The following is a 22,113-nucleotide window of genomic DNA, read 5'->3' on the forward strand; positions in this document are numbered from 1 at the left end:
ATTGAGCACGTCGTCGGTCAGCTACCAGAGGCGGGGAAGATCACCCGGACTCGGAGCCCCCCAGACGGTCGGGGCTCGAGGTCAAGCTCGGCGCGATGCCGCCGAGCGATGGCCGCGACGATCGCGAGGCCGAGCCCATGGCCGCGATCCGCCCCGCTGCGCCCACTGAGCCGGATGAACGGCTCGGTCAGCTGATGGGATTGCTCGGGAGTGATCGCCGTTCCGCTGTTCTCGACCTCCAGAATCACCCGATCCTGCTCGGTGGCTACGCACACCCTGGCGAAGCCTCCCTCGATGTTGTGGCGCACCGCGTTCACGATCACGTTGTCGGCGAGGAGGCGGAGCAGCCGGGGATCTCCGGTGATCGTGGCCGCTTCCAGATCGGCGGTGAGACTGATACCGCGCTCACGCGCACGCTCGCCGACGTCGCCAGCGCTCGCCTTCACGAGGGACGCCAGGTCGCAGCGCGCATCGGTCGTCCCGGGCGCGGATTCGATGTCGGCCAGTTCGAGCAGCGCGGTGACGGTTTCGACGCTGCGCTCGTTCATCTCCCGCAGCCCGACGAGCACTTCACGTTTCGGCACCGTGCCCGTCGCGAGCGCCACATCGAGTATGGCGCGCGTGGTCGCCAGCGGGGTGCGCAGCTCGTGGGAGGCGTTGGCGGCGAATCGCTGGTGGCTGTGGAACGCGGTCTCCAGACTGCCGAGCATGTCATCGAAGGTGGCGGCGAGCTCCGTGAGTTCGTCGCGCGGAGTGCCGAGGCCGATCCGGTGATCCAGGCGCCCGGTGGCGGCCTGCTTCGCGGCAACGCTCACCTCGTGCAGTGGGGCCAGCATCCGCCCGGCGATCCGCCAGCCGATGTAGCCGCCGAGCACTGCCACGGCGAGCAGCAGAACACCGCCGACGGCCAGGAACAGCTGCATCAGGTCCTCTCTGCTGGCCACCTCCAGGGCGGGCACGGAGAGCTCGTTCGCGAGCCCGGTCTCCAGCGGCAGCGGTGTGCTCGCAGTGTCTTCGGCGAGCGCCGCGACGGTCGCGGCCGGAGTGAAGCTGTAAGTCGGGAACCAGATGATGATGACCGCGGTCAGCGTCAGCAGCACAGCGCCGGAAGCGGTGAGAAGGCCGGCGTAGGTGAGCGCCAGACGCATGCGAAACGTCAGGCGACGAGGACGCGGCCTCCCCGCCGACGCGGCCATCACGGCGCGATCCGCATCGTGTAGCCCGTGCCGGTGAGGGTCTGGATCGGCCATGGCTCGCCGAGCTTGCGGCGCAGCGCCGAGATGGTGACCTTGACGGTGTGGGTGAACGGATTGGCGTTCTCGTCCCAGGCGCGGGCAAGCAGCTGCTCGGCGCTCACCACGGCATCGGGATCGCGCATGAGCACCTCGAGCACGGCGAACTCCTTACGGGTGAGATGCACGAAATGACCGCGGCGGGTGACCTCGTGCCGGGTGGGATCCAGCCGGATGTCGCGGACCTCGAGTACCACCGGCTGCGCGGCGAACGGGCGGCGGGCGAGCGCATACAGACGTGCGACGAGCTCGGGGAACTCGAACGGCTTGGTCAGGTAGTCATCCGCCCCGAGCGCCAGGCCGTCCACGCGAGACTGCAACGAGTGGGCGGCCGTCAGCATGATCACCGCGGGGCGAGGCGAGCGTTGGGCGATGGTGCGGCAGACCTCGTCGCCGTGGATGACGGGAATGTCCCGATCCAGGACGACCACATCGTAGGCCGTGAGATCGACGGCGATGAGCGCGGCCTCGCCGTCGCCGACGACATCGGCCGCGATCGACTGCAGTTCGAGGCCCGCACGGATCGCCTCCGCCAGCAGGGGTTCGTCCTCGACGATGAGTACTCGCACCGGTCTTCGCCTTTCGGTTTCGTTCGCGTCGGTTCGACGCGAACCCATTCCACGCCCTCACCGGTAAGGGAAACGTAAAGCACCCGGCTTACGCCAGTGTGACCGCCTTCGCGATGTCCTTGCTGAGCGCCCTCCTGGCGCACAGACGGAAGGAACACCATGACACTCACACGATCGCGAGGACGGCTTGCCGTCGCGGTAGCGGGCATCGCCCTGATGTCGGGGGCGCTGCTCACCGCCTGCGCATCGAGCAGCGGATCGGGGGACGGCGCGAGCGGCAGCGGCGGCGGAGGCGTGAGCAACGCCACCTTCGAGCAGGAGATGACCGCGTGGACGGAGAAGTTCGACTCCTGCATGCGCGATGAGGGAATCGACGTGCCGAAGCGCTCGTCGAGCGAGACGCTGGACCTCGATTCGCTCGGCATCGACGGGGAGACGTACCAGGCCACAGCCACGACGTGCACGAAGAAGATCGGTCAGCCGCCCGTCGATCCGAACGTTCCCAGCGCCGATGAGCTCTACACGATGCAGCTCACGTTCGCGAAGTGCATGCGCGACGCCGGGTACGAGTGGGACGATCCGGCACCGCCGTCCGACGCGGGTGCGGCCGGCACAGCGGCGATCGAAGCAGGCAAGTACGACGAGAAGACACTCGAAGCGTGCGCGGTGAAGGCCGGGTTCGGAACGGATCAGGACAATGGCTGATCAGGCAGGCAGCGCCGTCGACGGGAGCGAAGCAGACCGGGACATCGGACCTGCGCGCACCGTTCGCCCTCGACGCCGTCTCGTGATCGGCGTGGTTGCGGCGGCGGTGCTGGCAGCGCTCGGCGGCGGTGCGGCGATCGTCGTCCCCGCCCTCGCACGGCCGTCCGCCGAGGAGACCACACCGCGCGTGCAGACGGCGACCGACGTGGTGAGCCGCGGCGATCTCACGGAGCGGGTGCGCGCCGCGGGGAAGCTCAGCTACGGGAACGGACGCACGCTCGGATCATCGCTGTCGGGCACGGTGACATCCGTGCCGGCGATCGGGGCGGTGATCGGCCGCGGCGAGGAGCTGTTTCGGATCGATGACCAGCCGGTGGTGCTGCTGTTCGGGCCGCTCCCGGCGTGGCGCGGATTCACGAGCGGGATGAGCAACGGGCGCGATGTGCGTCAGCTGGAGGAGAACCTGCGCGAGCTCGGCTTCTTCGACAGGGAGCCCGATGAGGAGTTCAGCTGGTGGACCTCCGAGGCCATTCGGAACTGGCAGAAGGCGCGAGGGCTGGAACGCACGGGCGAGCTGCCGCTCGGCAGTTTCGTGTTCGAGCCCGCGGCGGTGCGGGTCGCCGCTGTGGATGCCGCCGCGGGCTCGCCCAGCGGTGCGACGGTGATGACCGTCACGGACACCGGCAAGCAGATCACGATCGATATCGACGCCGACCTCGTGTCGGTGACCGCGAAGGACAGCCGGGTCCAGGTCTCACTTCCCGACGGCACGGTCGTCGAGGCGACCGTGCTGAGCGTCGGTGCCGCGGTTCAGAAGGACGGCGGCAACGGTGAGAAGGTCATGAAAGTGCCGCTGGTGCTCGCCCCTGACGACCCCGCGGTCGGGGGAGCCCTCGTGGATGTCGCCGTATCCGCCACCTTCACGCGCACTCACGCGAGCGGTGTGCTCCGGGTCCCGGTGCTCGCGCTCCTCGCCGGACCCGATGGGACGACGCAGGTCGAGGTCGTGGAGGGCACGAAGACTCGCCTGGTCACGATCACCACCGGTGCGTTCGGCGACGGGCTGGTCGAGATCTCCGGCGGCGATGTGGCCGAGGGCGACGACGTGGTGGTGGCTCAGTGACCTCCGTCCTCGAGCTCCACGACGTCACCCGCTCCTACGGATCCCCTCCGACGCAGGCCCTGCGCGGCATCGACCTGCGGGTCGATGAGGGCGAGTTCGTCGCCATCGTCGGCCCGTCGGGGTCGGGGAAGTCCACGCTGCTGAACCTCATCGGCACGCTCGACCGGCCGAGCGCCGGCGAAGTGCTCATCGCAGGGGAGCGGGTGCACGATCTGTCCGATGCCCGACTGAGCGCAGTGCGGGCGCACATGATCGGGTTCGTCTTCCAGCAGTTTCACCTGAGTGACGGACAGACCACCGTCGACAATGTCGGCTCCGGGCTGCTCTACACCGGGATAAATCGCGCGCTGCGACGTCAGCGCGCGCGAGAGGCGCTCACCTCGGTCGGTCTCGGCCACCGGCTCGATCACAAGCCTCGCCAGCTCTCCGGCGGTGAGCGCCAGCGGGTCGCGATCGCTCGCGCGATCGTCCGTCGCCCCGCCCTCCTGCTTGCCGACGAGCCCACGGGAAGCCTCGACTCGGTGTCGGGGGAGACCGTCGTGCAGCTATTGCGAGAACTCAACGACGCCGGGACGACGATCGTGCTGATCACGCACGATCGTGAGCTCGCGGAGCGCCTGCCCCGGCGGGTCGCGATCCGCGACGGTCTGATCGTGTCGGACTCCGCTGATCCGGCGCTCGCGGACCGGCTGACGGCGGGGGCGGTGGCATGAGCGCGCCCCGATCGCGGTTGCGTTCCGCCGACCTCGCCGGCCTCGCCTTCCACGGCGTTCGCGCGCATCCGATGCGGGCGGTTCTCTCGGGGCTGGGCATCGCGATCGGCATCGCCGCGATGATCGCCGTCATCGGCATCTCGACCTCCAGCCAGGCGCTGGTGCAGCAGCGCCTCGCCGAGATCGGCACCAACATGCTCACCATCACCGCGGGCAAGGACTTCCTCGGCAACGAGACAAAGCTCAGCCCGGACGCCGTCCCGCGGGTCCGACATGTTGACGGGGTGGAGGAGGCCTCGTGGACCAGCGACGTGAAGATCCACGTCTACCGCAATCCGTCCGTCCCGGAGGGAGCAACTGGCGGCCTCGTAGTCCGCGTCGCCGACCAGCGGCTCCCGGAGACGGTTGGTGCGACGCTGGCGCAGGGCTCCTGGTTCACGAGCGTCACGAGCGGGCTGGACACGGTGGTGCTCGGCAGTGCGACCGCAGAGAAGCTCGGGATCACTCGGATCGGGATGCAGGTGTGGACGGGGGACCGACTGTTCACCGTCGTGGGCATCCTCGATCCGGTGCTGCTGGCTCCGGAGCTGAATACGGCCGCGATGGTGTCGCCGGAGCGTGCGGCTGCGGTGTTCGGGTTCGACGGCATCCCCACCACCATCTACGAGAGATCCGCCGACGCCGACGTGATGCGCATCCGTGACCGACTTCCGCAGACCGTGAAGCCCTCGTCCCCGGGTGACGTGAAGGTGTCGCGCCCCTCCGACGCGCTCGCCGCGAAGAACACCGTGGATCAGGTGTTCACCGGGCTGCTGGTGGGGGTCGGGTCGATCGCGCTGCTGGTCGGTGGCATCGGTGTCGCCAACACGATGGTGATCACGGTGCTGGAGCGGCGTCGGGAGATCGGACTAAGACGATCCCTCGGTGCCACCCGACCCCACATCCGCGCGCAGTTCCTCGCCGAGGCGATCCTGCTCGCCTTTCTCGGTGGGCTGGCGGGAGTGCTGCTCGGGGTCGGGGTGACCGCCGTGGTCGCGCTGGTGAACGGCTGGCCGCTCGCCGTGCCGCTGCTGATCCCGGTCGGCGGTCTTGTCGCCACGGTCGCGGTCGGTGCGATCGCCGGGGTGCTTCCGGCGATCCGCGCATCCCGCACGCCTCCGACCGCGGCGCTAAGCTCGTAGGCCGGCCTGGTGGGAGAGGGAAATCGTACCTCCCATGTTCGTGCGCGGTGCGATCTCCCTCTGTCACGGCATACGGAGCGGTGATTCGCCGCGCCGAAGCCCGGCGTCCTTGATGGCTCAGGACGCCGCGGGTGGGCGCCAGATCTCTGTCGAGTCGATCGCCGTCGCGATTTTCGTGCTCACGGTGCGCAGCTGACGCGCCTGCGCCGCCGTCAGGGTGTCGAACACGAGCCGACGCACGAGGGCTTGGTGCGCCGGAGTCGACTCCTCCACCTTGTCGTGACCCGCCGCCGTGAGCACGCCGAGCGTGAATCGCCCGTCGGCGGGATCGATCTCGCGCCGCACCCATCCCTTCGATTCGAGTCGGGAGATCGCCCGCGACAGGCGGGAGAGGGTGCAGCTCGCATAGGTCGCCAGCACGCTGAGGCGCAGGGTCCGGTCGGGCTCGGAGTCGAGCGCGAAGAGGATCCCGTGCTCGAAGTGCGTGAGGCCGCTGTCGCGCTGCAACTGGGTGTCCAGTGCGGTGGGCAGGCGCTCGAGAAGCGTGGCGAGGCTCGCCCAGGTCTCCAGCTCCTCTCCGTTCAGCGGCGCGGGGATCGGTTGCTCAGGCATGTGTCAAGGATAGCCTTCTCGTCGTCTGACTTGCTCAGGCAAGTCGGAGAGGCGTAAAGTCACTTGCCTGAGCAAGTGAATGAGGCGCCGAGGACGCGCCGCGAAGGAGTGATCATGGAGCTACGGCTGCAGGGCAAGACGGCGTTCATCAGCGGTTCGACGCAGGGAATCGGGTACGCGATCGCGGCGGTGCTCGCGGCAGAAGGCGTCGCGGTCACGCTGAACGGGCGTGACGCGGCGCGTGTCCACGCCGCCGTCGCGCGACTGCGGAGCGAGCAGCCGGAGGCGCAGGTCGCGGGTCTCGCGGCCGATTTCGCCGATGTCGAACAGGTGGACGCGCTCACGCAACAGCTGGGCGACGTGGACCTCCTGGTGAACAACGTCGGCCTCTTCGGACTCGCTGACTTCGCCTCGATCCCCGATGACGAGTGGGCGCGCTACTTCGAGGTCAACGTGATGAGCGGGGTGCGCCTGTCGCGCGCCGTACTCGGCGGGATGCTCGAGCGTGGGTGGGGGCGCATCATCTTCATCAGCAGTGAGTCGGGAGTGAACGTCCCGGCGGACATGCTGCACTACGGCATGACCAAGGCGGCGATGCTCGCGGTGAGCAACGGACTGTCGAAGCTCACGCGCGGCACCGCCGTCACCGTGAACACGGTGCTCGGAGGACCCACGTTCTCCGACGGAGTCGCGGCATCCGTCGCTGCCGTTGCGGAGGCTCAATCGCTGTCGCACGACGTGATGAAGGCCGCCATCATCGGGCAGAACAGCACCACGCTGCTGGAGCGCTTCATCGAGCCGACCGAGATCGCGAACCTCGTGACCTACCTCGCGAGCCCGCTCGCCTCGGCCACGAACGGCGCCGCGCTGCGTGCGGACGGAGGCGTGCTCACCGCGATGCTGTGACGTGCGGGGAGCTGGAAAACGCACCTCCCGAGCGCGTCTGAGATGCGATATCCATCTTCTAGCGGGCGTCCGCGGCGAGATATCGGGCGGCGAAGAGGTCGATACGGCGGTGCGTGGACGTCAGCGCCACCACCGCCTTGCCCGTGGCGGGCTGCACGCTGAACTGGGCCTGCGACCCCCACGTGCCGCCGGAGTGCGCGATCTCCCGCGTCGATCCGGTCCCGGAGAGGAACCAGCAGAGACCCAGCTGCGCCTTCTCATCGAGGTGATGATGAGCGGTCGTCGCCACACGGAGCCCGTCCGCAACCGGGGCGGGAGGGGTGTCGATCAGCGCGTCGGCGAGGAGCTGGAGGTCCGTGATCGTCGACGCGTACATCCCGGCCGCCGGCATCTCGTCCTTCAGATACGGCAGCGCGACGCCCTTCCCATTCATCGGGCGCGACACCACATCCGGGCCGGTGGTCGGTCGATCCAGGCCCGTGCGCGTCATGCCGAGCGGCTGCAGCAGTCGGGTACGGACCAGCTCCTCGAACGAGAGGCTCATAGCCGCTGCCAGGGCATCGCCGAGAAGACCGACGCCCATGCTGGAATACCCGAACCGGTCGCGGCCACGCGCGCGGCGGGCGGCAGTACGCAGATGGGTCCGATATGTGTCGTTCGTCACGCCACGCCACGGATCCTTCGTGCTGAAACCCAGGGCAGTAGCCATCTCGCGAAGGAAGAGGGCGCGTGGTGTGTTCGGCAGTCCCGACCGGTGGGTGGCGAGATCGACGAGAGTCGGAGCGGCGGCGCGCCACGGAAGACGTTCGCCGAGGACATCGTCGACCGGCACCTCGGGGTCCACATCACCGCCCGCGATGAGCACCCCGAAAAGCGAACCCGTGAGCGCCTTGCTCACCGATCCGATCTCGAAGCGGCTCTCACGCGCGGCATCGGACGAGCCGTACCGCGTCCACTGTCCGTCACTGTCGCGTACCGCCACCGCGAGGTCGGCGTTCCCGGACGCCGCCAGTGTCGCCAGCTCCGTCTCGATGTCGCCGAATGGCTCCGCTCGTGGCATTGACGTTGTCTCCTCACTTCGTCCCACCACCGTATGGCGACCTGTGGCAATCGCACATCCATCGAGAGACGGACATGGCGGATGAAACACACGCCGCACGGGTGCGGGGGAGAGGTGGTTTTCATCTCTCACCGTGGCCGCGGGCCCGCCGAAGTCGATAACCTGCTGACAACGCGCTGCTCAGCGTCGACGCGACGAATCCCCCAGAAGGCACACCCATGACATACACCGCCGATCCCACACGATATGAAACGATCCACACCGCACGTTCCGGACGCAGCGGCCTGATCCTGCCGCGCGTGTCCCTCGGGTTGTGGAACAACTTCGGCGACGACCGCACGCTGGACACCCAGCGAGCCGTGCTGCGCCGTGCGTTCGATCTGGGCGTCTTCCACTTCGATCTCGCGAACAACTACGGCCCGCCCGCCGGCAGCGCAGAGCTGAACTACGGCAAAATCCATCAGCTGGACTTCCGCCCGTATCGCGATGAGCTGGTCATCTCGACGAAGGCCGGCTACCAGATGTGGGACGGGCCGTTCGGGGAGTGGGGATCGCGCAAGACGATGATCGCCTCGCTCGATCAGTCGCTGCAGCGCCTCGGCCTCGATTACGTCGACATCTACTACTCCCACCGCCCCGACCCGGAGACGCCGATCGAGGAGACGATGGGGGCGCTGGCCACCGCGGTACGCCAGGGCAAAGCGCTCTACGCCGGCATATCGAACTACTACACCCCCGAGCAGACGAAGGCGGCGGCGGCAGCGCTGCGGGCGGAGGGCGTTGCGCTCACCATCCACCAGCCGCGCTACAACATGTTCGATCGGCGCGTCGAGGAGACTGGGCTGCTGGACACCCTCACGGAGCTCGGCACCGGAGCGATCGCCTTCTCCCCGCTGGATCAGGGTCTGCTCACCGACCGGTACCTGAAGGGCATCCCGAGCGACTCGCGGGTTGCCACCGGTCGGTGGATGAACGAGTCCACCATCACCGAGCAGTACCTCGATCGAGCCCGTGCCCTGAACGAGATCGCGGTCTCTCGCGGGCAGACGCTCGCACAGCTGGCGATCCGGTGGGTGCTGCGCGACTCCGTGATCACCAGCGCACTGATCGGCGCATCCAGCGTGCGACAGCTGGAGGATTCTCTGCGCGCGCTGGAGGGCGAGCCGTTCAGTGACGAAGAGATCGCACGCCTCGACCCGCTCGCGGCAAAGCCGGTGTGAGGGCAAGCCGGTGTGAGAACGAGAGCTGGGCGAGCCGCCATGCGACTCGCCCAGCTCATACCCGTGAGGGCACGCGTCATTTCAACCCGGACCGCACGAACGCGTCGACGACGTAGCGCTGCAAGAACACGTAGATCAGCAGCACCGGAACACAGGCGAGACCAGCGGCGGCCATCGTGGCACCCCAGTTGTCGCCCTCCGCGGTGAGGAAGCTGCGCACACCCACCTGAATGAGGGCGTTTCCCTGCCGCATGATGAGCGCCGGCCACAGGTACTCGTTCCACGCCGAGATGAAGGCCATGATCCCCAGCGCGGCGAGCGCGGGCTTCATGTTGGGCACCACCACGGTCCACAGCGTGGACCAGCTGGAGCGACCGTCCAGCTGCGATGCCTCGATGAGCTCGCGGGGGAAGGCCCGCATGTGCTGCACCATCAAGAGCACCGCGAACGCCCCGGCCAGCTGCGGGATCACCACGCCGCCCACGGTGCCGAGCAGACCCAGCTGCGACACCAGGACGTAGTTCGGGATCATGGTGACCTGAAACGGGACCAGCCAGGAGCCGATGAACAGGAACATCAGCGCCTTCTTGCCGACGAAGTCCCACATCGCGAATCCATATGCGGCGAGCACCGCGATGAGCAGCTGCGCGACGGACAGGATCAGCGCCATGCCGAAGGTGTTCAGCAGCATGCCGGCGATCGGGATCGTGTTCCACACGTAGGCGAAGTTCTCGAAGCTGAGCGGCCACGGCAGCAGCGTCTGATCGAGCGCGTCCTCCGGCGCGCGCAGCGCGGTGGCGAACATCCAGTACACGGGGAAGATGCTGAACACGGCCAGCACCACCAGCACGATGTGACCGACGGCCACACCTCCGCGGCGACGCGTGCCGACGGCGAGATCCTCACTCCGGGACTGCACGCGATTGGCGGTTCCGGAGACGGACGCCGGGGGTGCGACGGTGACGAAAGTCATGACGGACCTTTCAGTTGTCGTAGAAGCTCAGTCGGTCCTGCAGCTCGAGGAACAGCAGCGCGATCAGACCGAAGCCGAGGAAGAAGATCACTCCGGCGGCCGAGGAGATGCCGGCGTCGAAGTTCTGGAAACCAAACTGGTAGAGCAGGTAGTAGATGTTGGTCGTCGCATTCGACGGCCCGCCCTGCGTGAGCAGATCGATGATCGGATACGTCCACTGCGCGGCGAGCAGGATCGTCATGAGAGCCAGGAACACGATCGTCGGCGACAGCAGCGGCATGGTGATCGTTCGGGTGATCCGGGCGAAGCCGGCACCGTCGAGCGATGCGGCCTGGCCGTACTCGGGACTGATGCCCGCGAAGCCGGCGGCGACCACCAGCACACCGAAGCCGAGCATCTGCCATCCGACGATCACGATGACCGCCCAGATCGCCGTGGCCGGATCGCGGAACACGTTCGGCATGTCCACTCCGAACTGGGCCATCACCGTGGCAAAGGCACCCTGTTCGGCGAACAGCCATCGCCACACCGCGCTGGTGGCGACGGGCGTGATGAGGAACGGCACGAAGATCAGCGCCTGGTAGATCGTGCGCGCCCGGCCCTGCACCTGCCGCGAGACGAGAGCGATCACGATCGGCAGCACGAGCGAGAAGAGGAGGAAGGCGCCGATGTACACGACCGTGTTGATGATCGCGGTGTGCAGCTCGGGCAGCTGCACCACCTCGGCGTAATTGTCGAGGCCGACGAAGGTCTTCGGGCTGGTGGGAAGTAGGTTCCAGTCGTAGAAGGACAGCGCGAAGGTCTGCACCAGCGGGCTGTAAGTCCACAGCAGCAGGAACGCCACTCCGGGCAGCACATAGAGGTAGGGCAGCAGCGTCCGAGGACGGAGGCGGCGCCGCGACTGCGGCACCGCCTCCACCGGGACCGCCGTCGCCTCGGGGGCGGTGACGGTGACGAACATGTCAGCTCTGCAGCGAGGCGTTCGCGGCCTCAAGGCGCTCGTCGGCGCTCATCTTCATGAACCCCTCAAGCATCTCGGGCGTCATCTCGTACACGGTCGGGAACTGTCCGATCGGGACGATCGAGTGCAGCACGCGATCGCCGTAGACGTGCACGAGGTTGTACGACTGCGCGCCGTCCTGGCCGCGAGCGCCCGGGTAGGAGACCGTGAGGTCCTGCGTGTAGCAGGTGGCCGAAGCGACCGACACCGGCACTCCCGCGAACGTGCTGTGGGTGGAGTAGTGCAGGTGGCCGCCGAGGATTCCGCGGACGTCGGTGCCGCGAATCACCTCGGCGAGGCGATCCTGATCCTTCAGCTCGACGAGGGCCAGCAGTCCGAGCGGGCTCGCCACCGGCGGGTGGTGCAGCGCGATGAGCGTGCCGTGGGGAGCGGGGGTGGAGAGGACGTCGGCCAGCCAGGTCAGCTGCTCCGCGGTGATCTCGCCGTGGTGGTGGCCGGGGACCGTCGAGTCCAGGGCGATGATGCGGAGGCCATTGATGTCGAAGACGCGGTCGACCGGCTCGCTGTCGTCGGCGACCTGATCCAGCAGCCCGCGACGGAAGGCCACCCGCTCATCATGATTGCCCATGACCCAGATCACCTGGGCGCCGAGCGCCTCCGCGGCCGGCTCGACCAGCGCACGCAGTCGCGCATAGGCGTCGTCGCGACCGGTGTCGGCGAGGTCGCCGGTGAAGACGATCGCCTCGGGGCGAGTGTTCGAGCGCGCGAAGCCCTCGAACAGCTCGGCGAGGTTCTTGTCCGAGTCGATGCGCTCGTGCAGCAGCTCGCCATCGCCCACGAAGTGCGTGTCGGAGAGGTGAAGGATGAAGTGGTCGGGGGTGGGGAACTGCCCGTCGAAATCGTTCATGTTCGTGTCCTGTTCTGGAGTTCTCAGCCGATGAGGAACGCCGTGAGACGCTCCAGCTCGGCGGTGGTCAGTCCCTGCGCAAGCAGGTAGTCGCGCATCGATCCGTGTTCGCGATCGATTCGTTCGAGGAGGGCGGCGAGGACGGGGGCGGGGCTCGCCGTGATGAGCTCGGTCACCTCGGGCGGCAGCTCCGCGTCGCCGGCGCCGTGCTGCGCGAGCATCGCGCTCGCCCATTCGCCGCGGAGGTTGTCGGCCGTCTGCGCATAGTCGGCCACCACCTCATCGCGATCGACACCTGCCGCGGTCAGAGCGAAGGCGATCACGAGGCCAGTGCGGTCCTTGCCCGCGGTGCAGTGCACGAGCACCGCCTCGCCGTCGGCGGCTTCAGCGATCACACGGATGGCGGCAGCGAGGTTCGCACCCCGCTCGTTGACCATGTGGTCGTAGATCGGTGCGAGTCCGATGCTGAGGTCGAGCTGTGCCGTCGGCCCCGCCTCATCGAACACCGGGAGGTGGTGCACGGTGAGGTCGAGTCCGTCGACGTTGCTCGGCGCCGTATCCAGCTCCGTTGAGCCGCGGAGGTCGACGATGTGCGCGATCCTGAGGTCACGCAGCAGCGCTCGTCCGTCGTTGTTCAGTAGGTGCAGCGCGTCGGATCGGAATAGGCGTCCCCAGCGGGAGCTTCCCGCGCCGGCGGTGTAGCCACCGGTGTCGCGGAGGTTGTAGACGCCGGGAGTCTCGTAGCGGCGGACGCCGGTCTCTTGTGCCGTGGTCACTTGATCAGTCCCTGCGCACGCTCGGCGGCGGCCTGCATCGTGGACGCGGGATCCTTGCCGAAGAAGATGGACTCCTCGATGGCGGTGGCCAGCACCGTGTCGACCTGCGCATAGCTGTCGCCCGGGTAGGAGACCCACGGCTGCAGGTCGTCCAGCTGGCGCAGGTTGGGCTTCACGAGCGGGTTCGCCTCGACCCACTCGTACAGCGGGCCACCCTCTTCGGTCATCGTGTTGCGCAGCGGCAGGTAGCCGATGCCGGTGGAGATCGTCTCGTACGCGTGCTCGCTGGTCATCCACTGGATGAGCTCCCACGCCGCCGCCTGCTTCTTCGCGTCGGTCGAGAAGATGGCGAGGAAGGATCCGGAGTTGGTGGGAATCACGTCCTTGTCGCCGAACGACGGGAGCGTGCGCGCATCCAGCGTCCAGCCGGCACCCTTCGCGCCGCCCATGAATGCGCTCTGCAGCGCGGAGGTGTTGACGTGGATCGCGGTCTTGCCCTGCGCGAACGCCTCGTACATCGAGGTGCTGTCCTGGTTGGCGAGCACGCCGGCATCGAACATGTCGCGGAACGTCTGCACGGTGTCGACCGCGGCGTCGGAGCCGAAATCTATGGTGGTGCGATCATCGCTGAGCACCTGCGCTCCGTTGGAGCGGAACAGGCCCTGCATGCACCAGCTGCCACCGGTCACGGTGCAGGAGATGCTCACCGACGGCCCGCCGGTGCTGGCGCTGATCGTCTGGCCGGCGGCTTCGATCGCATCCCACGTCGACAGGTCGACCGTCTTCGGGTCGAGTCCTGCCTGCTCGAAGAGCGACTCGTTGATCCACAGCACGGGCGTCGAGAACACGTACGGGATGCCGTAGGTGGCACCGTCCCAGTCCGCGAGCACACGGGCGCGCTCGTGGTACGGGTACTCGCCGCCGAACTCGTCCGCGAGACCCTGCTCGCCCACGAGAGCCGTGAGGTTCTGGGCTCCGAGGGTGGTGGCGGCGAAGTCCAGCTCGTTGAAGGTGAGCTGGGCGACATCCGGGGCACCGCCGGCAAGCAGCTGCTGCTGCACGCTTCCCGCGGTGGAGGTGGAGCTGGAGGGCTGAGCGTTGACCGTGATGTTCGGGTGCTCGGCCATGAACTCGTCGATCAGACCCGTGATGGTGTCGCTCCAGGCACCCGCCTGGGCAAGGTTGTACGACTCGAAGGTGATGGTCACGTTGTCGTCGGGGGTGAGTGTGGCCATGCTGCCGGACGAGTCGACCGCGGAGGCGGTGCCCGCACAGCCGGCGAGCGCGGTGAGGGCGAGGGCGGCGACACCGGCGAAGCCGGCGCGACGGATACGGTTGTTCATCGTTTCTCTCTCTCTGGGGGCTGGGTTTAGGAGACGAGGGCGGGTTCGGCGGCGCGATCAACGCGCGTGACGGGTTCGGTGACCCACTCGAGGCGGCGACCGCTGGAGCGCTCGAAGAGGTGGACGTGCTCGGCGTCGGCGCGCAGCGTCAGATCGGTGCCGGTGGCGACGCGGACATCCCGGGAGGTGCGCACGTGAACGCGGCCGGAGCCGGTGGTGCAGGTGAGGATCTGCTCGCCGCCGAGGTTCTCCACGATGTCGACGGTGACCGCCAGGCGCACACCGCCGCGTCGTCCGTCCTCTGTCGCGATCTCGAGGTGTTCGGGGCGGATGCCGAGAACGACGTCGATCGGATCGGTTGTGCCTGCCCACAGGTCACCGGCCAGGTTCGGCGCGGTCACGGCGACGCGCCCATCCTCGGCCACGATCTGCGCATCGAGCAGGTTCATGGCGGGGCTGCCGAGGAAGCCGGCGACGAACACCGACTCGGGGCGGTCGTAGACATCCTCCGGGGTGCCGTACTGCTCGATCTGACCCGCGTTGAGCACCACGATCTTGGTCGCCATGGTCATCGCCTCGACCTGATCGTGGGTGACGTAGACGAACGTGGCGCCGAGACGGCGGTGCAGGGCGGTGAGCTCCTGACGGGTCTGCGTGCGCAGCTTCGCGTCGAGGTTCGACAGCGGCTCGTCCATGAGGAACGCCTTCGGGTTGCGCACGAGCGCGCGACCGACGGCCACCCGCTGGCGCTGACCTCCCGAGAGCTCCTTCGGCTTGCGGTCAAGCAGGTGATCGATCTCGAGAGAGGCCGCCACATCCTGCACGCGGTCGGCGATCTCCGTCGCGCTCAGCTTCTGCACGCGCAGGGGAAACGCCAGGTTCTTACGAACGCTGAGGTGCGGGTAGAGCGCGTAGCTCTGGAACACCATCGCGAGATCGCGCTTCTTCGAGGGCAGCTCGGTGATGTCCTCGTCGTCCAGCAGGATCCGTCCGGTCGTCGGCTCGAGCAGGCCTGCGATCATGCGCAGCAGGGTCGTCTTCCCGCAGCCCGAGGGGCCAAGCAGGACGAGGAAGTCGCCATCGTCGATATCCAGGGTGATGTCGCGGACCGCGGTGGTGCTCGTGAAGCTGCGTCCGATCCCGCGGAGCTGAATGGTGCCCATGGGTCGCCTCCCGCAAGCGATCCAGGGGCGGGACTCTCCCGCGTAATTCGCTTACCTAGGAAGCTTCTTCAGTGAAAGTGAATTGCGAGCGAACGTGAGGACAACGGCACTCGCTGCGCGGGCGAACGTTATGACACGGACGCGGCGGAATCGTCGTCGGCGTCTCTCGGCTCCGCCACGATGGCACCCAGTTCATCGCGGATCGCCCAGCGCGCGCGTTCCGCATCGTCGCCGTCCATGCGGTCCGCCACGGCGAGCTGCAACACGGACAGCAGCAGGTACTGAACCAGTCCGGCACCGACAGCGCCCTGATCCCAGCTCTGGAACCGCGCTCCGGCGACCAGCAGGATGTCGGAGTGCTCCGCGAGGGCGGAGCGGGAGAAGCTCGTCACCCCGATCACTGTGGCCCCTGCCTCCACGGCCGCTGCCGCCGCAGCCAGCGTGACGGCGTTCCCGCCGCTGGAGCTGACGACGATGCACACGTCACCCGGGCGCAGCACACGCGCGGTGAGCTGCTGCGAGACGCCGTCGACGGGTGCCTCGCACGGTCGGCCGTTGATGGTGAGCTTCAGAGCGATCGCCTGCGCCGCGGGACCGGAGGCGCCGGTGCCCACCAGCAGCACGCGGGGCGCGGCGACGATCGCATCGGCCGCCGCTTCGAACGCCGCCACGTCGACGGAGGCGAGCGAGGTGCGGAGGATGTCGCCGGCTCCCTCGGCGATGCTGTGCAGCCACCCCGCCGTGCCCGCCTCGCGCGAACGTGTGGCGCGCGCGGCGGCACCGAGATCGCGAACGAGCAGCATCCGCAGATGCTGGAAGCCCCGGAATCCGAGGGCCTGGCAGGTGCGGCTCACCGTTGCGGCCGACGTCTCCGCCGCCGCAGCGAGATCGGCACCCGACATCTCCGCGACCTCCTCGGGACGCTCCGCGCAGATGCGGGCGACCCGCTGCGCGCTCGGGATGAGCGAGGGCAGGACGGAGAGGATGTGGTCGATGGTGCCGCCGATCGGCGGCTCCGCGGTGCGCGCGTTCATAAGGGAGAGGTCTATCACGAGTGGGTGCACGCATCGCGACGCCGAGGTGACGCGATGTTGCGATAGCGGGTGCAACCCCTTGCTCTAGGGTGAGGGAATGTCGAAGGCGATGGCACCAGCGGGGCAGAGGGGCCGGGTGGCGGGCTTCGTCGGACGCTCGAGCGCGGCATCGCTGTTGTTCCTGCTGTATGCCGCGCTGCTGTGGGTTCTCTTCCAGCTCTCGCAGATCGGGTCGCAGTGCTATTACACCGACACCTGTGATGACGGGCTGGCATCGGTCGCGGACATCGGGATCGTGGTGAGCCTCATCGCGACGCTCATCGGCATCTGGTTCGCGGCGCACCGGGTGAATGTCCGCGGGTTTCGAGCCTGGCCCGTCTGGATTCTCGGCTACACGCTGGCCAGCATGTGCTTCTACGCGTGGGCCATGGTGAAGGGGTACGCGCTGCAGACGCCCTCGTGGATGATCTTCTGATCGTCCCCGTCACAACACCGGGTAACTGATGTAGGCGAAGCGCGCGGAGTCGGGCGCCCAGCTGTTCACGTTGATCGTCCCCTGCCCGCCGAAGAAGCTGTCGACCGTGCGCGGGTGTGCCCAATCATCGCCCGCGACGAGCTTCAGCTCCACGTCGGCGTTCTCCGGATGTCCGATCGTGCCCGCGGGGAAGGACAGGTAAACGGCGTGCTGCTCGTCGGAGGCGAGGTGGGGGAACCAGTTCACGACGTCGTCCTGGGTCAGCTGCTCCAGCTCACCGCCGGTGACGCTCATCCGCGCGATCTGGGCATGACCGGCGGTGTCGGAGAACGCCTCCGTGTTGAGGTAGATGAAGGGGGAACGCGGCGCGTACTCGCTGCCGTCCGCGGGGCCCGGCCCGTGGGTGAGGCGAGTGTCCGTGCCGTCGCGCAGGGAGACGGTGAACACGTCCGCCCCGCGCCAGCCATTCGGGCCGTCCGGTTCGATGCCGATGTAGGCCAGCGCCTCGCCGTCGGGACTCACGCCGTGCAGGAAATGCAGACGACGCGGATCGCGATCCGGCGTGATCCGCCGCCCGGCCCCGCCGGCGAGCGGAGCCTCGTAGATGTGTCCGTCATACGCCGAGAGGAAGATGCGCTCACCATCCGGCGCGAGGACATGGTCGTTGTTGATCGCCGGCACGCCCTCCAGCGATATGTGCGTGAGGGCCGGCTCATCGAGCGCCAGCGACCACAGGTGTCCGTCACCGTTCACGATGAGCCGCTCGCCATCGAGGGTCCAGTTCGGTGCTTCGATCACCAGTTCGTCGGTCTCGAACAAGACCTCGGACGGGCGTCCGTCGGCATAGCCGATGTGCACGCGGCAGATCTGGCCGGGCAAGAGCTGTCGGAACTCAGGATTCATGGGTGCCACCTCGCGCACCATCCTGCCGCATCGAGTATGCCGCCGGCACTATCCGCGGTGCTGCTGATCGAGCAGTGCGGTCACCGCCTCCGCCAGATTCACCGCGGCTGCGTAGTGGGTGAGGTTCTGCACCGGCTTGCCGCGGAAGAGCGGCGCACCGCCGTATTCGTGATGAAACACTCGTTGCGCCGCGGGGATGGCTTCGCGATCCACGAGCAGATCCCACAGCTCGCGCGTGCGCGCACCGATCGGGATATACAGGGTCGAGGGGCCGATTCCGAGGGCATCCTGCTCGGCCTGGAACCCGGAGATGACGTGCGCGTCGAGGTCGAGCGATCCGGATCTGACCTCGCGGGGGAGGCGAGTGGCGTACTTACTCGGGTAGTCCTTGACGAGATCTGTGAGGTACGCGCCCTCCAGCGGACTGCCGCCGATCGCCCGGCGCAGCTTGCTGTCGCCGCGGCTGGTGGAAGCATGGAAGTTCTGGAACGGGCGGAAAGGTCCGGCGTCGCCGCCGAGCCCGAAGTTCGCGCCGATGAGCACCACGTCGGTGCGGAGTCGGGGCGCTACTGTGGCCGCGTCATCGAAGATCGACAGGTCATCGGTGGTCGCCCCCCACAGTGCCCAGCTCCCGCCCTGACGGGACGGCAGTGCTCTGCTCTGCTCGAACTGGGTGGGGGAGACCGTGATGCCGACGGAACTCAGATGGTCGCGAAGAGTGGAAGGCGTGCTCATGGCGTTGACGCTAAGGCACGGACCGATGGTGGGGAGATGGCTGACCACCGTTTCCGAACAACTCCGAACAGGTCATTCGAAGGACGTGGTGCTGCCTCCCGGCTGCGCGGTCATCCGCCGCCCCGTCTGCGGATCGATCATGATGGCAGAGCCGGTCTCGTCTTTGAGGAGCTGACTGAGGATCGCATGAAGGATCACGGAATCCTCGGCACGCTCGTCGTAGTCCGCTTCGTTGCTCAGCCACTCCAGCAACGTCGGCAAGCCCACCGCAGGCACTCCGCCGGGATAGACGATGTCCTCGATCGTGCCCAGCCCATCGCCTTGTGGCATCATCACAACCACGGGGCGGAGATCGAAACGCAGTCCTGACCGTGACAGGCGGCTTCGGAACGCCTCGGTGGCCAACGACATGTTCACCGACATGGGTCGCGGCTGACCGACGTAGCCTCCCGTGACAGCGTCCGTGGCTGACAGCAAGTGCGAGCCGCTGGGAGAGTGCTCCTCCACGCGCCACACGACATCGCCCTGCTGATAGTTCTTCATGTCCAGTAACCACACTGTCGAGCCACTGACCAGCACGCAGTCCACGTCTGCTTGAGTCTCGATGCTCGCGCCAAGCGCTGCGTCGGGCACATGCACTGACCAATAGCTCGCAAAGCGCGCGAGCAGACCGTCCTTCTGCAGGCCCTTCGCGAAGTTGACTTCCCCATCTTGCCCGCGCTTCACACTGCGAGCGTCGAAGCCGGAGCCGCCGAGTCCCGCCCCGGGCGATCCGAACATGCGCGCCGGACGTTCGAGGACGACATCCGCGAGGCGCTTCGGCTCGTAGCCCGTCAGCGCACCGGGCCGGGTGGCGCGATCCTGCGCTCGTCTCACCCGCTCGATCTGCGCGGCGTACTCGAGTTCCCGGCGGCGTTGCTCGTCGTCGTTCTCCCGCTGGTTGGCTTCGCCCTCCAGCCGCGCCTTTTCGGCTTCTGCGGCAGCTCGGGCTTGACGACAGGCGATCGCATCCTTCACCACCTGCCGGTCTCGCAGCGGTATCACGATGAGCAGCAGCGAGAGTGCGAGCAGCACCCACGCCCACTGCAGCGCCAAAACCCAGAGTGTGCGGGAATCGACGATTCGCACATTGCCGAACGCGCCGCTGAAGGCGAGTGTCATGAAGATGGTGACGGCAACGAGAACGAAACTCAGCGCACCTGACCAGATCCAGGCAGCGCGCTCCTTATCGGGCAGGAGGATGACCACGGTCGCAGCCCCGGATATGACACCGCCGATGACGCCCCCGACCATGTCGTTCGAAAGCCAGAGAATCACGACCGCAACGGTGACGAGGACGAGGAGCACGGAAAGTGCAACGCGCGTGATGAAGAGCATGAGGGATCCGTCTCGTGGGTCTATGCGCCAGAGGGCGCGGGTGAGTCGTCGTCATTCGAGGAGAGAAGACCTCTGGCCGCCTCAGCGTCGCGGGCATCAGCAACGCGCTGCGCGTGGTCGAGTTCGGCCTGCCGATGAGCGGCGATATCCGCCTCCTGCACTCGCGCTGCGGTCTCCGCTTTCTCTCGCTGCAGCCGAACGTCCGCCGGGCCTTCGGGGATCTGCCGTCTGACCTGCTCTGCCGCGGCGGCAACCTCCGCGGCTACGAGCACCTGGGTCGGAAGCGGATTCCTTCCCGACAGCAGACGAACGATGGGAAAGGGTCGCAGGGTTCGGCGCAGTCCAAACACGATGACGGCCGAGGCGACGAGCGGTACCCCGATGATGAGTTGCGCGTAGTAGCTCCAACTGGGCGCCACCGTGAACAGCGCCAGACTCAGCACGGCGATGCGCCAGCACAGCATCATCGCGATCTGCAGGAAGAGGACGAAGCGCATCGATCAGGTCGCCCTGCCATACCTGACGGGCGGGCGGGAGCGATCACGGTGGGTTGTACGGGTCACGCGTCCAGCTTGGAACGCCGCCGCCGCACCGCCACCCCGTCGAGATGCACGGCGCGGTTCCTGAATAACTCTGAACAGTGTCGGCGGGGTGCAATAACATCGGATCACGCGGTTCGAGATCGATGCTTCGGGCGGCATATACCTCAGGGGGGCGGGGCATGTCGGAATCACCGGTGCGGGGCGACGAATCGCTGGACGACATCGCCCGCGACCTGCAAGCTCTCCGTCATGACGCCGGACCCGTCTCTTATGCCGAGATTGTCCGTCGCATCGCTGCTCTCCGGATGGCGCAGGGAATGAACCCGGCCGCGGCCACGCCCGCTCGTTCCACCGTCTACAACGTCTTCCAGACCGGGCGCACTCGGATGGATACGGCGCTATTGCGCGATGTTGTGAGGGCCCTGGGCGAGCGCGACGGATCAGCGGATGCCTGGGTGCAGCGATGCCGTGCGGCGACGCGCCTCCGCGGCGAAAGTACGGTGCCCCTCGCCTCCAATCCCGTGGTGCGGCGCGAGCTGCGACCGCCCGCACTGGTGCTGGCTCTGTTCGGCCTCGTCGTCCTCAACCACGCATCGCACTGGTTCCTCGCGAGCCCGCTGGATCTGCCGGTGTACCTCGACATGGTCGGCACCGCGGTCGCAGCACTGGCGTTCGGCCCCGGGCCCGGGGCCGCAGTCGCCATTGTCACGGGCCTCACCGGACCGCTGTTCGAAGACGGAATCCTGGCGTTCACGCTCGTGAACATCACAGGCGCGCTGGTGTGGGGGTTCGGTGTCCGACGCTTCCGGCTCGGTCACGACATCGCCCGCTATTTCGTGCTCACCGTTCTGGTGGCCACCGCCTGCTCGCTCGTCGCGACTCCGATTCTCGTGGTCATCCGCGGCGGCGCCTATGGCAGCGTCGGGAGGATCGCGGAGTCGCTGCAGGAGGCGGGTGTGCCGTTCCTCGCCGCGACCTTCGCCTCGAACATCTCCACATCACTCATGGACAAGCTGATCTCGGGATTCGCCGCGCTCACGATCTTCGCGGTGCTGCATGCGCGGTGGGGGCTGTCTGCCGGTCACATGCCGCTCGTCGAGCGGATCGGGGCGCTGCGTGAGTCGCAACGTCCTGTCGGCGCGCGCGGTGCGTTATCGGTGTGACGCCGAACGCACGATGGCCGCCCACCCGGGGGTGGACGGCCGTCGTGCGGAAGCGCGGATCAGGAGTGCGGGACGACGACCGCGCGGCCCGAGAGCTGACCGGCCTCGAGCTTGCGGTAGGCCTCGAGAGCGTTGTCCATCGTGAAGCGCTCCACATCGGGGACGATCTGCCCGGCGCGATACATGGCCGCCACATCGTAGAGGTCCGAGATGGAGCCCCAGTAGGTGCTGTGGCCGAGGCCAACCTCGGTTCCCGGGGAGGACGCCGTCATCAGGCGTATGCCTGAACACGCATATAGTTTTCGCGTCCGCGCCATCCGCATCCGCGCCCCCCCAAACACAGGCGGAGTCCAACGCGTGATTGATCGCCACCAGGAGGG

At 67.5% G+C, this 22,113-nt stretch carries 24 protein-coding genes; 8 read left to right on the forward strand and 16 right to left on the reverse strand.

What is annotated here, in order from left to right; genetic code table 11:
- Window positions 1-17: 17 nt before the first annotated feature.
- Complete coding sequence (locus ACI3KU_RS13035; protein ID WP_404922731.1) at window positions 18-1,148, reverse strand: sensor histidine kinase; 1,131 nt, start codon at window positions 1,146-1,148, stop codon at window positions 18-20.
- A gap of 47 nt (window positions 1,149-1,195) precedes the next feature.
- Entirely contained in the window at window positions 1,196-1,861 is a 666-nt protein-coding gene (locus ACI3KU_RS13040) for a response regulator transcription factor (protein WP_404922732.1), read from the reverse strand.
- A 159-nt stretch (window positions 1,862-2,020) separates the two neighbouring features.
- On the opposite strand from ACI3KU_RS13040, the gene ACI3KU_RS13045 reads away from it, so the two are divergent.
- The 4 genes from ACI3KU_RS13045 to ACI3KU_RS13060 are packed head-to-tail and all read left to right on the forward strand — an operon-like array spanning window position 2,021 to window position 5,583.
- Entirely contained in the window at window positions 2,021-2,566 is a 546-nt protein-coding gene (locus ACI3KU_RS13045) for a hypothetical protein (RefSeq protein ID WP_404922733.1), read from the forward strand.
- Window positions 2,559-3,689, forward strand: coding sequence for a peptidoglycan-binding protein (locus ACI3KU_RS13050; RefSeq protein WP_404922734.1), 1,131 nt, complete (start codon window positions 2,559-2,561; stop codon window positions 3,687-3,689). The genes ACI3KU_RS13045 and ACI3KU_RS13050 overlap by 8 nt, the downstream gene beginning before the upstream one ends.
- Window positions 3,686-4,402: an ABC transporter ATP-binding protein gene (locus ACI3KU_RS13055; RefSeq protein WP_404922735.1), complete on the forward strand. Its 717-nt coding sequence runs from the start codon at window positions 3,686-3,688 to the stop codon at window positions 4,400-4,402. The genes ACI3KU_RS13050 and ACI3KU_RS13055 overlap by 4 nt, the downstream gene beginning before the upstream one ends.
- Entirely contained in the window at window positions 4,399-5,583 is a 1,185-nt protein-coding gene (locus ACI3KU_RS13060) for an ABC transporter permease (RefSeq protein ID WP_404922736.1), read from the forward strand. Before ACI3KU_RS13055 ends, ACI3KU_RS13060 begins: the two co-directional genes overlap by 4 nt.
- A 117-nt stretch (window positions 5,584-5,700) precedes the next feature.
- Here the strand turns inward: ACI3KU_RS13060 and ACI3KU_RS13065 are convergent, their stop codons facing one another.
- On the reverse strand, window positions 5,701-6,195 hold the full coding sequence (locus ACI3KU_RS13065; protein ID WP_404922737.1) for a MarR family winged helix-turn-helix transcriptional regulator: 495 nt from the start codon (window positions 6,193-6,195) through the stop codon (window positions 5,701-5,703).
- Window positions 6,196-6,309: 114 nt separating this feature from the next.
- On the opposite strand from ACI3KU_RS13065, the gene ACI3KU_RS13070 reads away from it, so the two are divergent.
- Window positions 6,310-7,101, forward strand: a complete 792-nt coding sequence (locus ACI3KU_RS13070; protein ID WP_404922738.1) for an SDR family NAD(P)-dependent oxidoreductase — start codon at window positions 6,310-6,312, stop codon at window positions 7,099-7,101.
- A 58-nt stretch (window positions 7,102-7,159) separates the two neighbouring features.
- On the opposite strand, the gene ACI3KU_RS13075 is transcribed toward ACI3KU_RS13070, so the two are convergent.
- Window positions 7,160-8,161 carry a serine hydrolase domain-containing protein gene (locus tag ACI3KU_RS13075; protein WP_404922739.1) on the reverse strand — a complete coding sequence of 334 codons (1,002 nt, stop codon included), beginning with the start codon at window positions 8,159-8,161 and terminating at the stop codon, window positions 7,160-7,162.
- Window positions 8,162-8,379: 218 nt separating this feature from the next.
- Here ACI3KU_RS13075 and ACI3KU_RS13080 point away from each other — a divergent pair, with 218 nt between their 5' ends.
- Entirely contained in the window at window positions 8,380-9,381 is a 1,002-nt protein-coding gene (locus ACI3KU_RS13080; RefSeq protein WP_404922740.1) for an aldo/keto reductase, read from the forward strand.
- 76 nt (window positions 9,382-9,457) lie between these two features.
- Here the strand turns inward: ACI3KU_RS13080 and ACI3KU_RS13085 are convergent, their stop codons facing one another.
- The 7 genes from ACI3KU_RS13085 to ACI3KU_RS13115 all read right to left on the reverse strand — a co-directional run bounded on the left by ACI3KU_RS13085 (window position 9,458) and on the right by ACI3KU_RS13115 (window position 16,538).
- The gene (locus tag ACI3KU_RS13085; protein ID WP_404922741.1) at window positions 9,458-10,354 is read right to left on the reverse strand and encodes a carbohydrate ABC transporter permease; all 897 of its coding nucleotides are present in this window, start codon (window positions 10,352-10,354) and stop codon (window positions 9,458-9,460) included.
- 10 nt (window positions 10,355-10,364) lie between these two features.
- On the reverse strand, window positions 10,365-11,315 hold the full coding sequence (locus ACI3KU_RS13090; protein WP_404922742.1) for a carbohydrate ABC transporter permease: 951 nt from the start codon (window positions 11,313-11,315) through the stop codon (window positions 10,365-10,367).
- Window position 11,316: 1 nt separating this feature from the next.
- The gene (locus ACI3KU_RS13095) at window positions 11,317-12,222 is read right to left on the reverse strand and encodes a phosphodiesterase (RefSeq protein WP_404922743.1); all 906 of its coding nucleotides are present in this window, start codon (window positions 12,220-12,222) and stop codon (window positions 11,317-11,319) included.
- A gap of 23 nt (window positions 12,223-12,245) precedes the next feature.
- Window positions 12,246-12,998: a tyrosine-protein phosphatase gene (locus tag ACI3KU_RS13100; RefSeq protein ID WP_404922744.1), complete on the reverse strand. Its 753-nt coding sequence runs from the start codon at window positions 12,996-12,998 to the stop codon at window positions 12,246-12,248.
- Entirely contained in the window at window positions 12,995-14,341 is a 1,347-nt protein-coding gene (locus ACI3KU_RS13105; protein ID WP_404922745.1) for an extracellular solute-binding protein, read from the reverse strand. Before ACI3KU_RS13105 ends, ACI3KU_RS13100 begins: the two co-directional genes overlap by 4 nt.
- Before the next feature lie 26 nt (window positions 14,342-14,367).
- Complete coding sequence (locus ACI3KU_RS13110; RefSeq protein ID WP_404922746.1) at window positions 14,368-15,504, reverse strand: ABC transporter ATP-binding protein; 1,137 nt, start codon at window positions 15,502-15,504, stop codon at window positions 14,368-14,370.
- Window positions 15,505-15,632: 128 nt separating this feature from the next.
- Window positions 15,633-16,538 (reverse strand): MurR/RpiR family transcriptional regulator, encoded by a 906-nt coding sequence (locus ACI3KU_RS13115; protein WP_404922747.1) that lies wholly within the window; start codon window positions 16,536-16,538, stop codon window positions 15,633-15,635.
- Between the two features lie 97 nt (window positions 16,539-16,635).
- Here ACI3KU_RS13115 and ACI3KU_RS13120 point away from each other — a divergent pair, with 97 nt between their 5' ends.
- A complete protein-coding gene (locus ACI3KU_RS13120; RefSeq protein ID WP_404922748.1) occupies window positions 16,636-17,013 on the forward strand; it encodes a hypothetical protein in 378 nt (125 codons plus the stop codon).
- A 9-nt stretch (window positions 17,014-17,022) separates the two neighbouring features.
- Here the strand turns inward: ACI3KU_RS13120 and ACI3KU_RS13125 are convergent, their stop codons facing one another.
- The 4 genes from ACI3KU_RS13125 to ACI3KU_RS13140 form a co-directional block, all read right to left on the reverse strand.
- Window positions 17,023-17,916: a TolB family protein gene (locus ACI3KU_RS13125; protein WP_404922749.1), complete on the reverse strand. Its 894-nt coding sequence runs from the start codon at window positions 17,914-17,916 to the stop codon at window positions 17,023-17,025.
- Between the two features lie 48 nt (window positions 17,917-17,964).
- A complete protein-coding gene (locus ACI3KU_RS13130; RefSeq protein WP_404922750.1) occupies window positions 17,965-18,651 on the reverse strand; it encodes a hypothetical protein in 687 nt (228 codons plus the stop codon).
- A gap of 72 nt (window positions 18,652-18,723) precedes the next feature.
- Entirely contained in the window at window positions 18,724-20,028 is a 1,305-nt protein-coding gene (locus ACI3KU_RS13135; RefSeq protein ID WP_404922751.1) for a hypothetical protein, read from the reverse strand.
- Window positions 20,029-20,048: 20 nt separating this feature from the next.
- Window positions 20,049-20,525: a hypothetical protein gene (locus ACI3KU_RS13140; protein WP_404922752.1), complete on the reverse strand. Its 477-nt coding sequence runs from the start codon at window positions 20,523-20,525 to the stop codon at window positions 20,049-20,051.
- A 224-nt stretch (window positions 20,526-20,749) separates the two neighbouring features.
- Between ACI3KU_RS13140 and ACI3KU_RS13145 the strand changes: the two genes are divergently transcribed.
- On the forward strand, window positions 20,750-21,733 hold the full coding sequence (locus tag ACI3KU_RS13145) for a hypothetical protein (protein WP_404922753.1): 984 nt from the start codon (window positions 20,750-20,752) through the stop codon (window positions 21,731-21,733).
- Between the two features lie 59 nt (window positions 21,734-21,792).
- On the opposite strand, the gene ACI3KU_RS13150 is transcribed toward ACI3KU_RS13145, so the two are convergent.
- Window positions 21,793-22,005 (reverse strand): hypothetical protein, encoded by a 213-nt coding sequence (locus ACI3KU_RS13150; RefSeq protein ID WP_404922754.1) that lies wholly within the window; start codon window positions 22,003-22,005, stop codon window positions 21,793-21,795.
- Between the last annotated feature and the right edge of the window lie 108 nt (window positions 22,006-22,113).

This window comes from Microbacterium sp. ZW T5_56, from assembly GCF_044987425.1.
In the GTDB taxonomy this organism is placed as follows: Bacteria; Actinomycetota; Actinomycetes; order Actinomycetales; family Microbacteriaceae; genus Microbacterium.

Excerpts from the sequence above, each read along its gene's own strand:
- ACI3KU_RS13035 (WP_404922731.1), bottom strand. The coding sequence starts at position 1,148 with ATGCGTCTGGCGCTCACCTACGCCGGCCTTCTCACCGCTTCCGGCGCT.
- ACI3KU_RS13045 (WP_404922733.1), top strand. The coding sequence starts at position 2,021 with ATGACACTCACACGATCGCGAGGACGGCTTGCCGTCGCGGTAGCGGGC.
- ACI3KU_RS13050 (WP_404922734.1), top strand. The coding sequence starts at position 2,559 with ATGGCTGATCAGGCAGGCAGCGCCGTCGACGGGAGCGAAGCAGACCGG.
- ACI3KU_RS13060 (WP_404922736.1), top strand. The coding sequence starts at position 4,399 with ATGAGCGCGCCCCGATCGCGGTTGCGTTCCGCCGACCTCGCCGGCCTC.
- ACI3KU_RS13065 (WP_404922737.1), bottom strand. The coding sequence starts at position 6,195 with ATGCCTGAGCAACCGATCCCCGCGCCGCTGAACGGAGAGGAGCTGGAG.
- ACI3KU_RS13070 (WP_404922738.1), top strand. The coding sequence starts at position 6,310 with ATGGAGCTACGGCTGCAGGGCAAGACGGCGTTCATCAGCGGTTCGACG.
- ACI3KU_RS13075 (WP_404922739.1), bottom strand. The coding sequence starts at position 8,161 with ATGCCACGAGCGGAGCCATTCGGCGACATCGAGACGGAGCTGGCGACA.
- ACI3KU_RS13080 (WP_404922740.1), top strand. The coding sequence starts at position 8,380 with ATGACATACACCGCCGATCCCACACGATATGAAACGATCCACACCGCA.
- ACI3KU_RS13085 (WP_404922741.1), bottom strand. The coding sequence starts at position 10,354 with ATGACTTTCGTCACCGTCGCACCCCCGGCGTCCGTCTCCGGAACCGCC.
- ACI3KU_RS13090 (WP_404922742.1), bottom strand. The coding sequence starts at position 11,315 with ATGTTCGTCACCGTCACCGCCCCCGAGGCGACGGCGGTCCCGGTGGAG.
- ACI3KU_RS13095 (WP_404922743.1), bottom strand. The coding sequence starts at position 12,222 with ATGAACGATTTCGACGGGCAGTTCCCCACCCCCGACCACTTCATCCTT.
- ACI3KU_RS13105 (WP_404922745.1), bottom strand. The coding sequence starts at position 14,341 with ATGAACAACCGTATCCGTCGCGCCGGCTTCGCCGGTGTCGCCGCCCTC.
- ACI3KU_RS13110 (WP_404922746.1), bottom strand. The coding sequence starts at position 15,504 with ATGGGCACCATTCAGCTCCGCGGGATCGGACGCAGCTTCACGAGCACC.
- ACI3KU_RS13115 (WP_404922747.1), bottom strand. The coding sequence starts at position 16,538 with ATGAACGCGCGCACCGCGGAGCCGCCGATCGGCGGCACCATCGACCAC.
- ACI3KU_RS13120 (WP_404922748.1), top strand. The coding sequence starts at position 16,636 with ATGTCGAAGGCGATGGCACCAGCGGGGCAGAGGGGCCGGGTGGCGGGC.
- ACI3KU_RS13125 (WP_404922749.1), bottom strand. The coding sequence starts at position 17,916 with ATGAATCCTGAGTTCCGACAGCTCTTGCCCGGCCAGATCTGCCGCGTG.
- ACI3KU_RS13130 (WP_404922750.1), bottom strand. The coding sequence starts at position 18,651 with ATGAGCACGCCTTCCACTCTTCGCGACCATCTGAGTTCCGTCGGCATC.
- ACI3KU_RS13135 (WP_404922751.1), bottom strand. The coding sequence starts at position 20,028 with ATGCTCTTCATCACGCGCGTTGCACTTTCCGTGCTCCTCGTCCTCGTC.
- ACI3KU_RS13140 (WP_404922752.1), bottom strand. The coding sequence starts at position 20,525 with ATGCGCTTCGTCCTCTTCCTGCAGATCGCGATGATGCTGTGCTGGCGC.
- ACI3KU_RS13145 (WP_404922753.1), top strand. The coding sequence starts at position 20,750 with ATGTCGGAATCACCGGTGCGGGGCGACGAATCGCTGGACGACATCGCC.
- ACI3KU_RS13150 (WP_404922754.1), bottom strand. The coding sequence starts at position 22,005 with ATGACGGCGTCCTCCCCGGGAACCGAGGTTGGCCTCGGCCACAGCACC.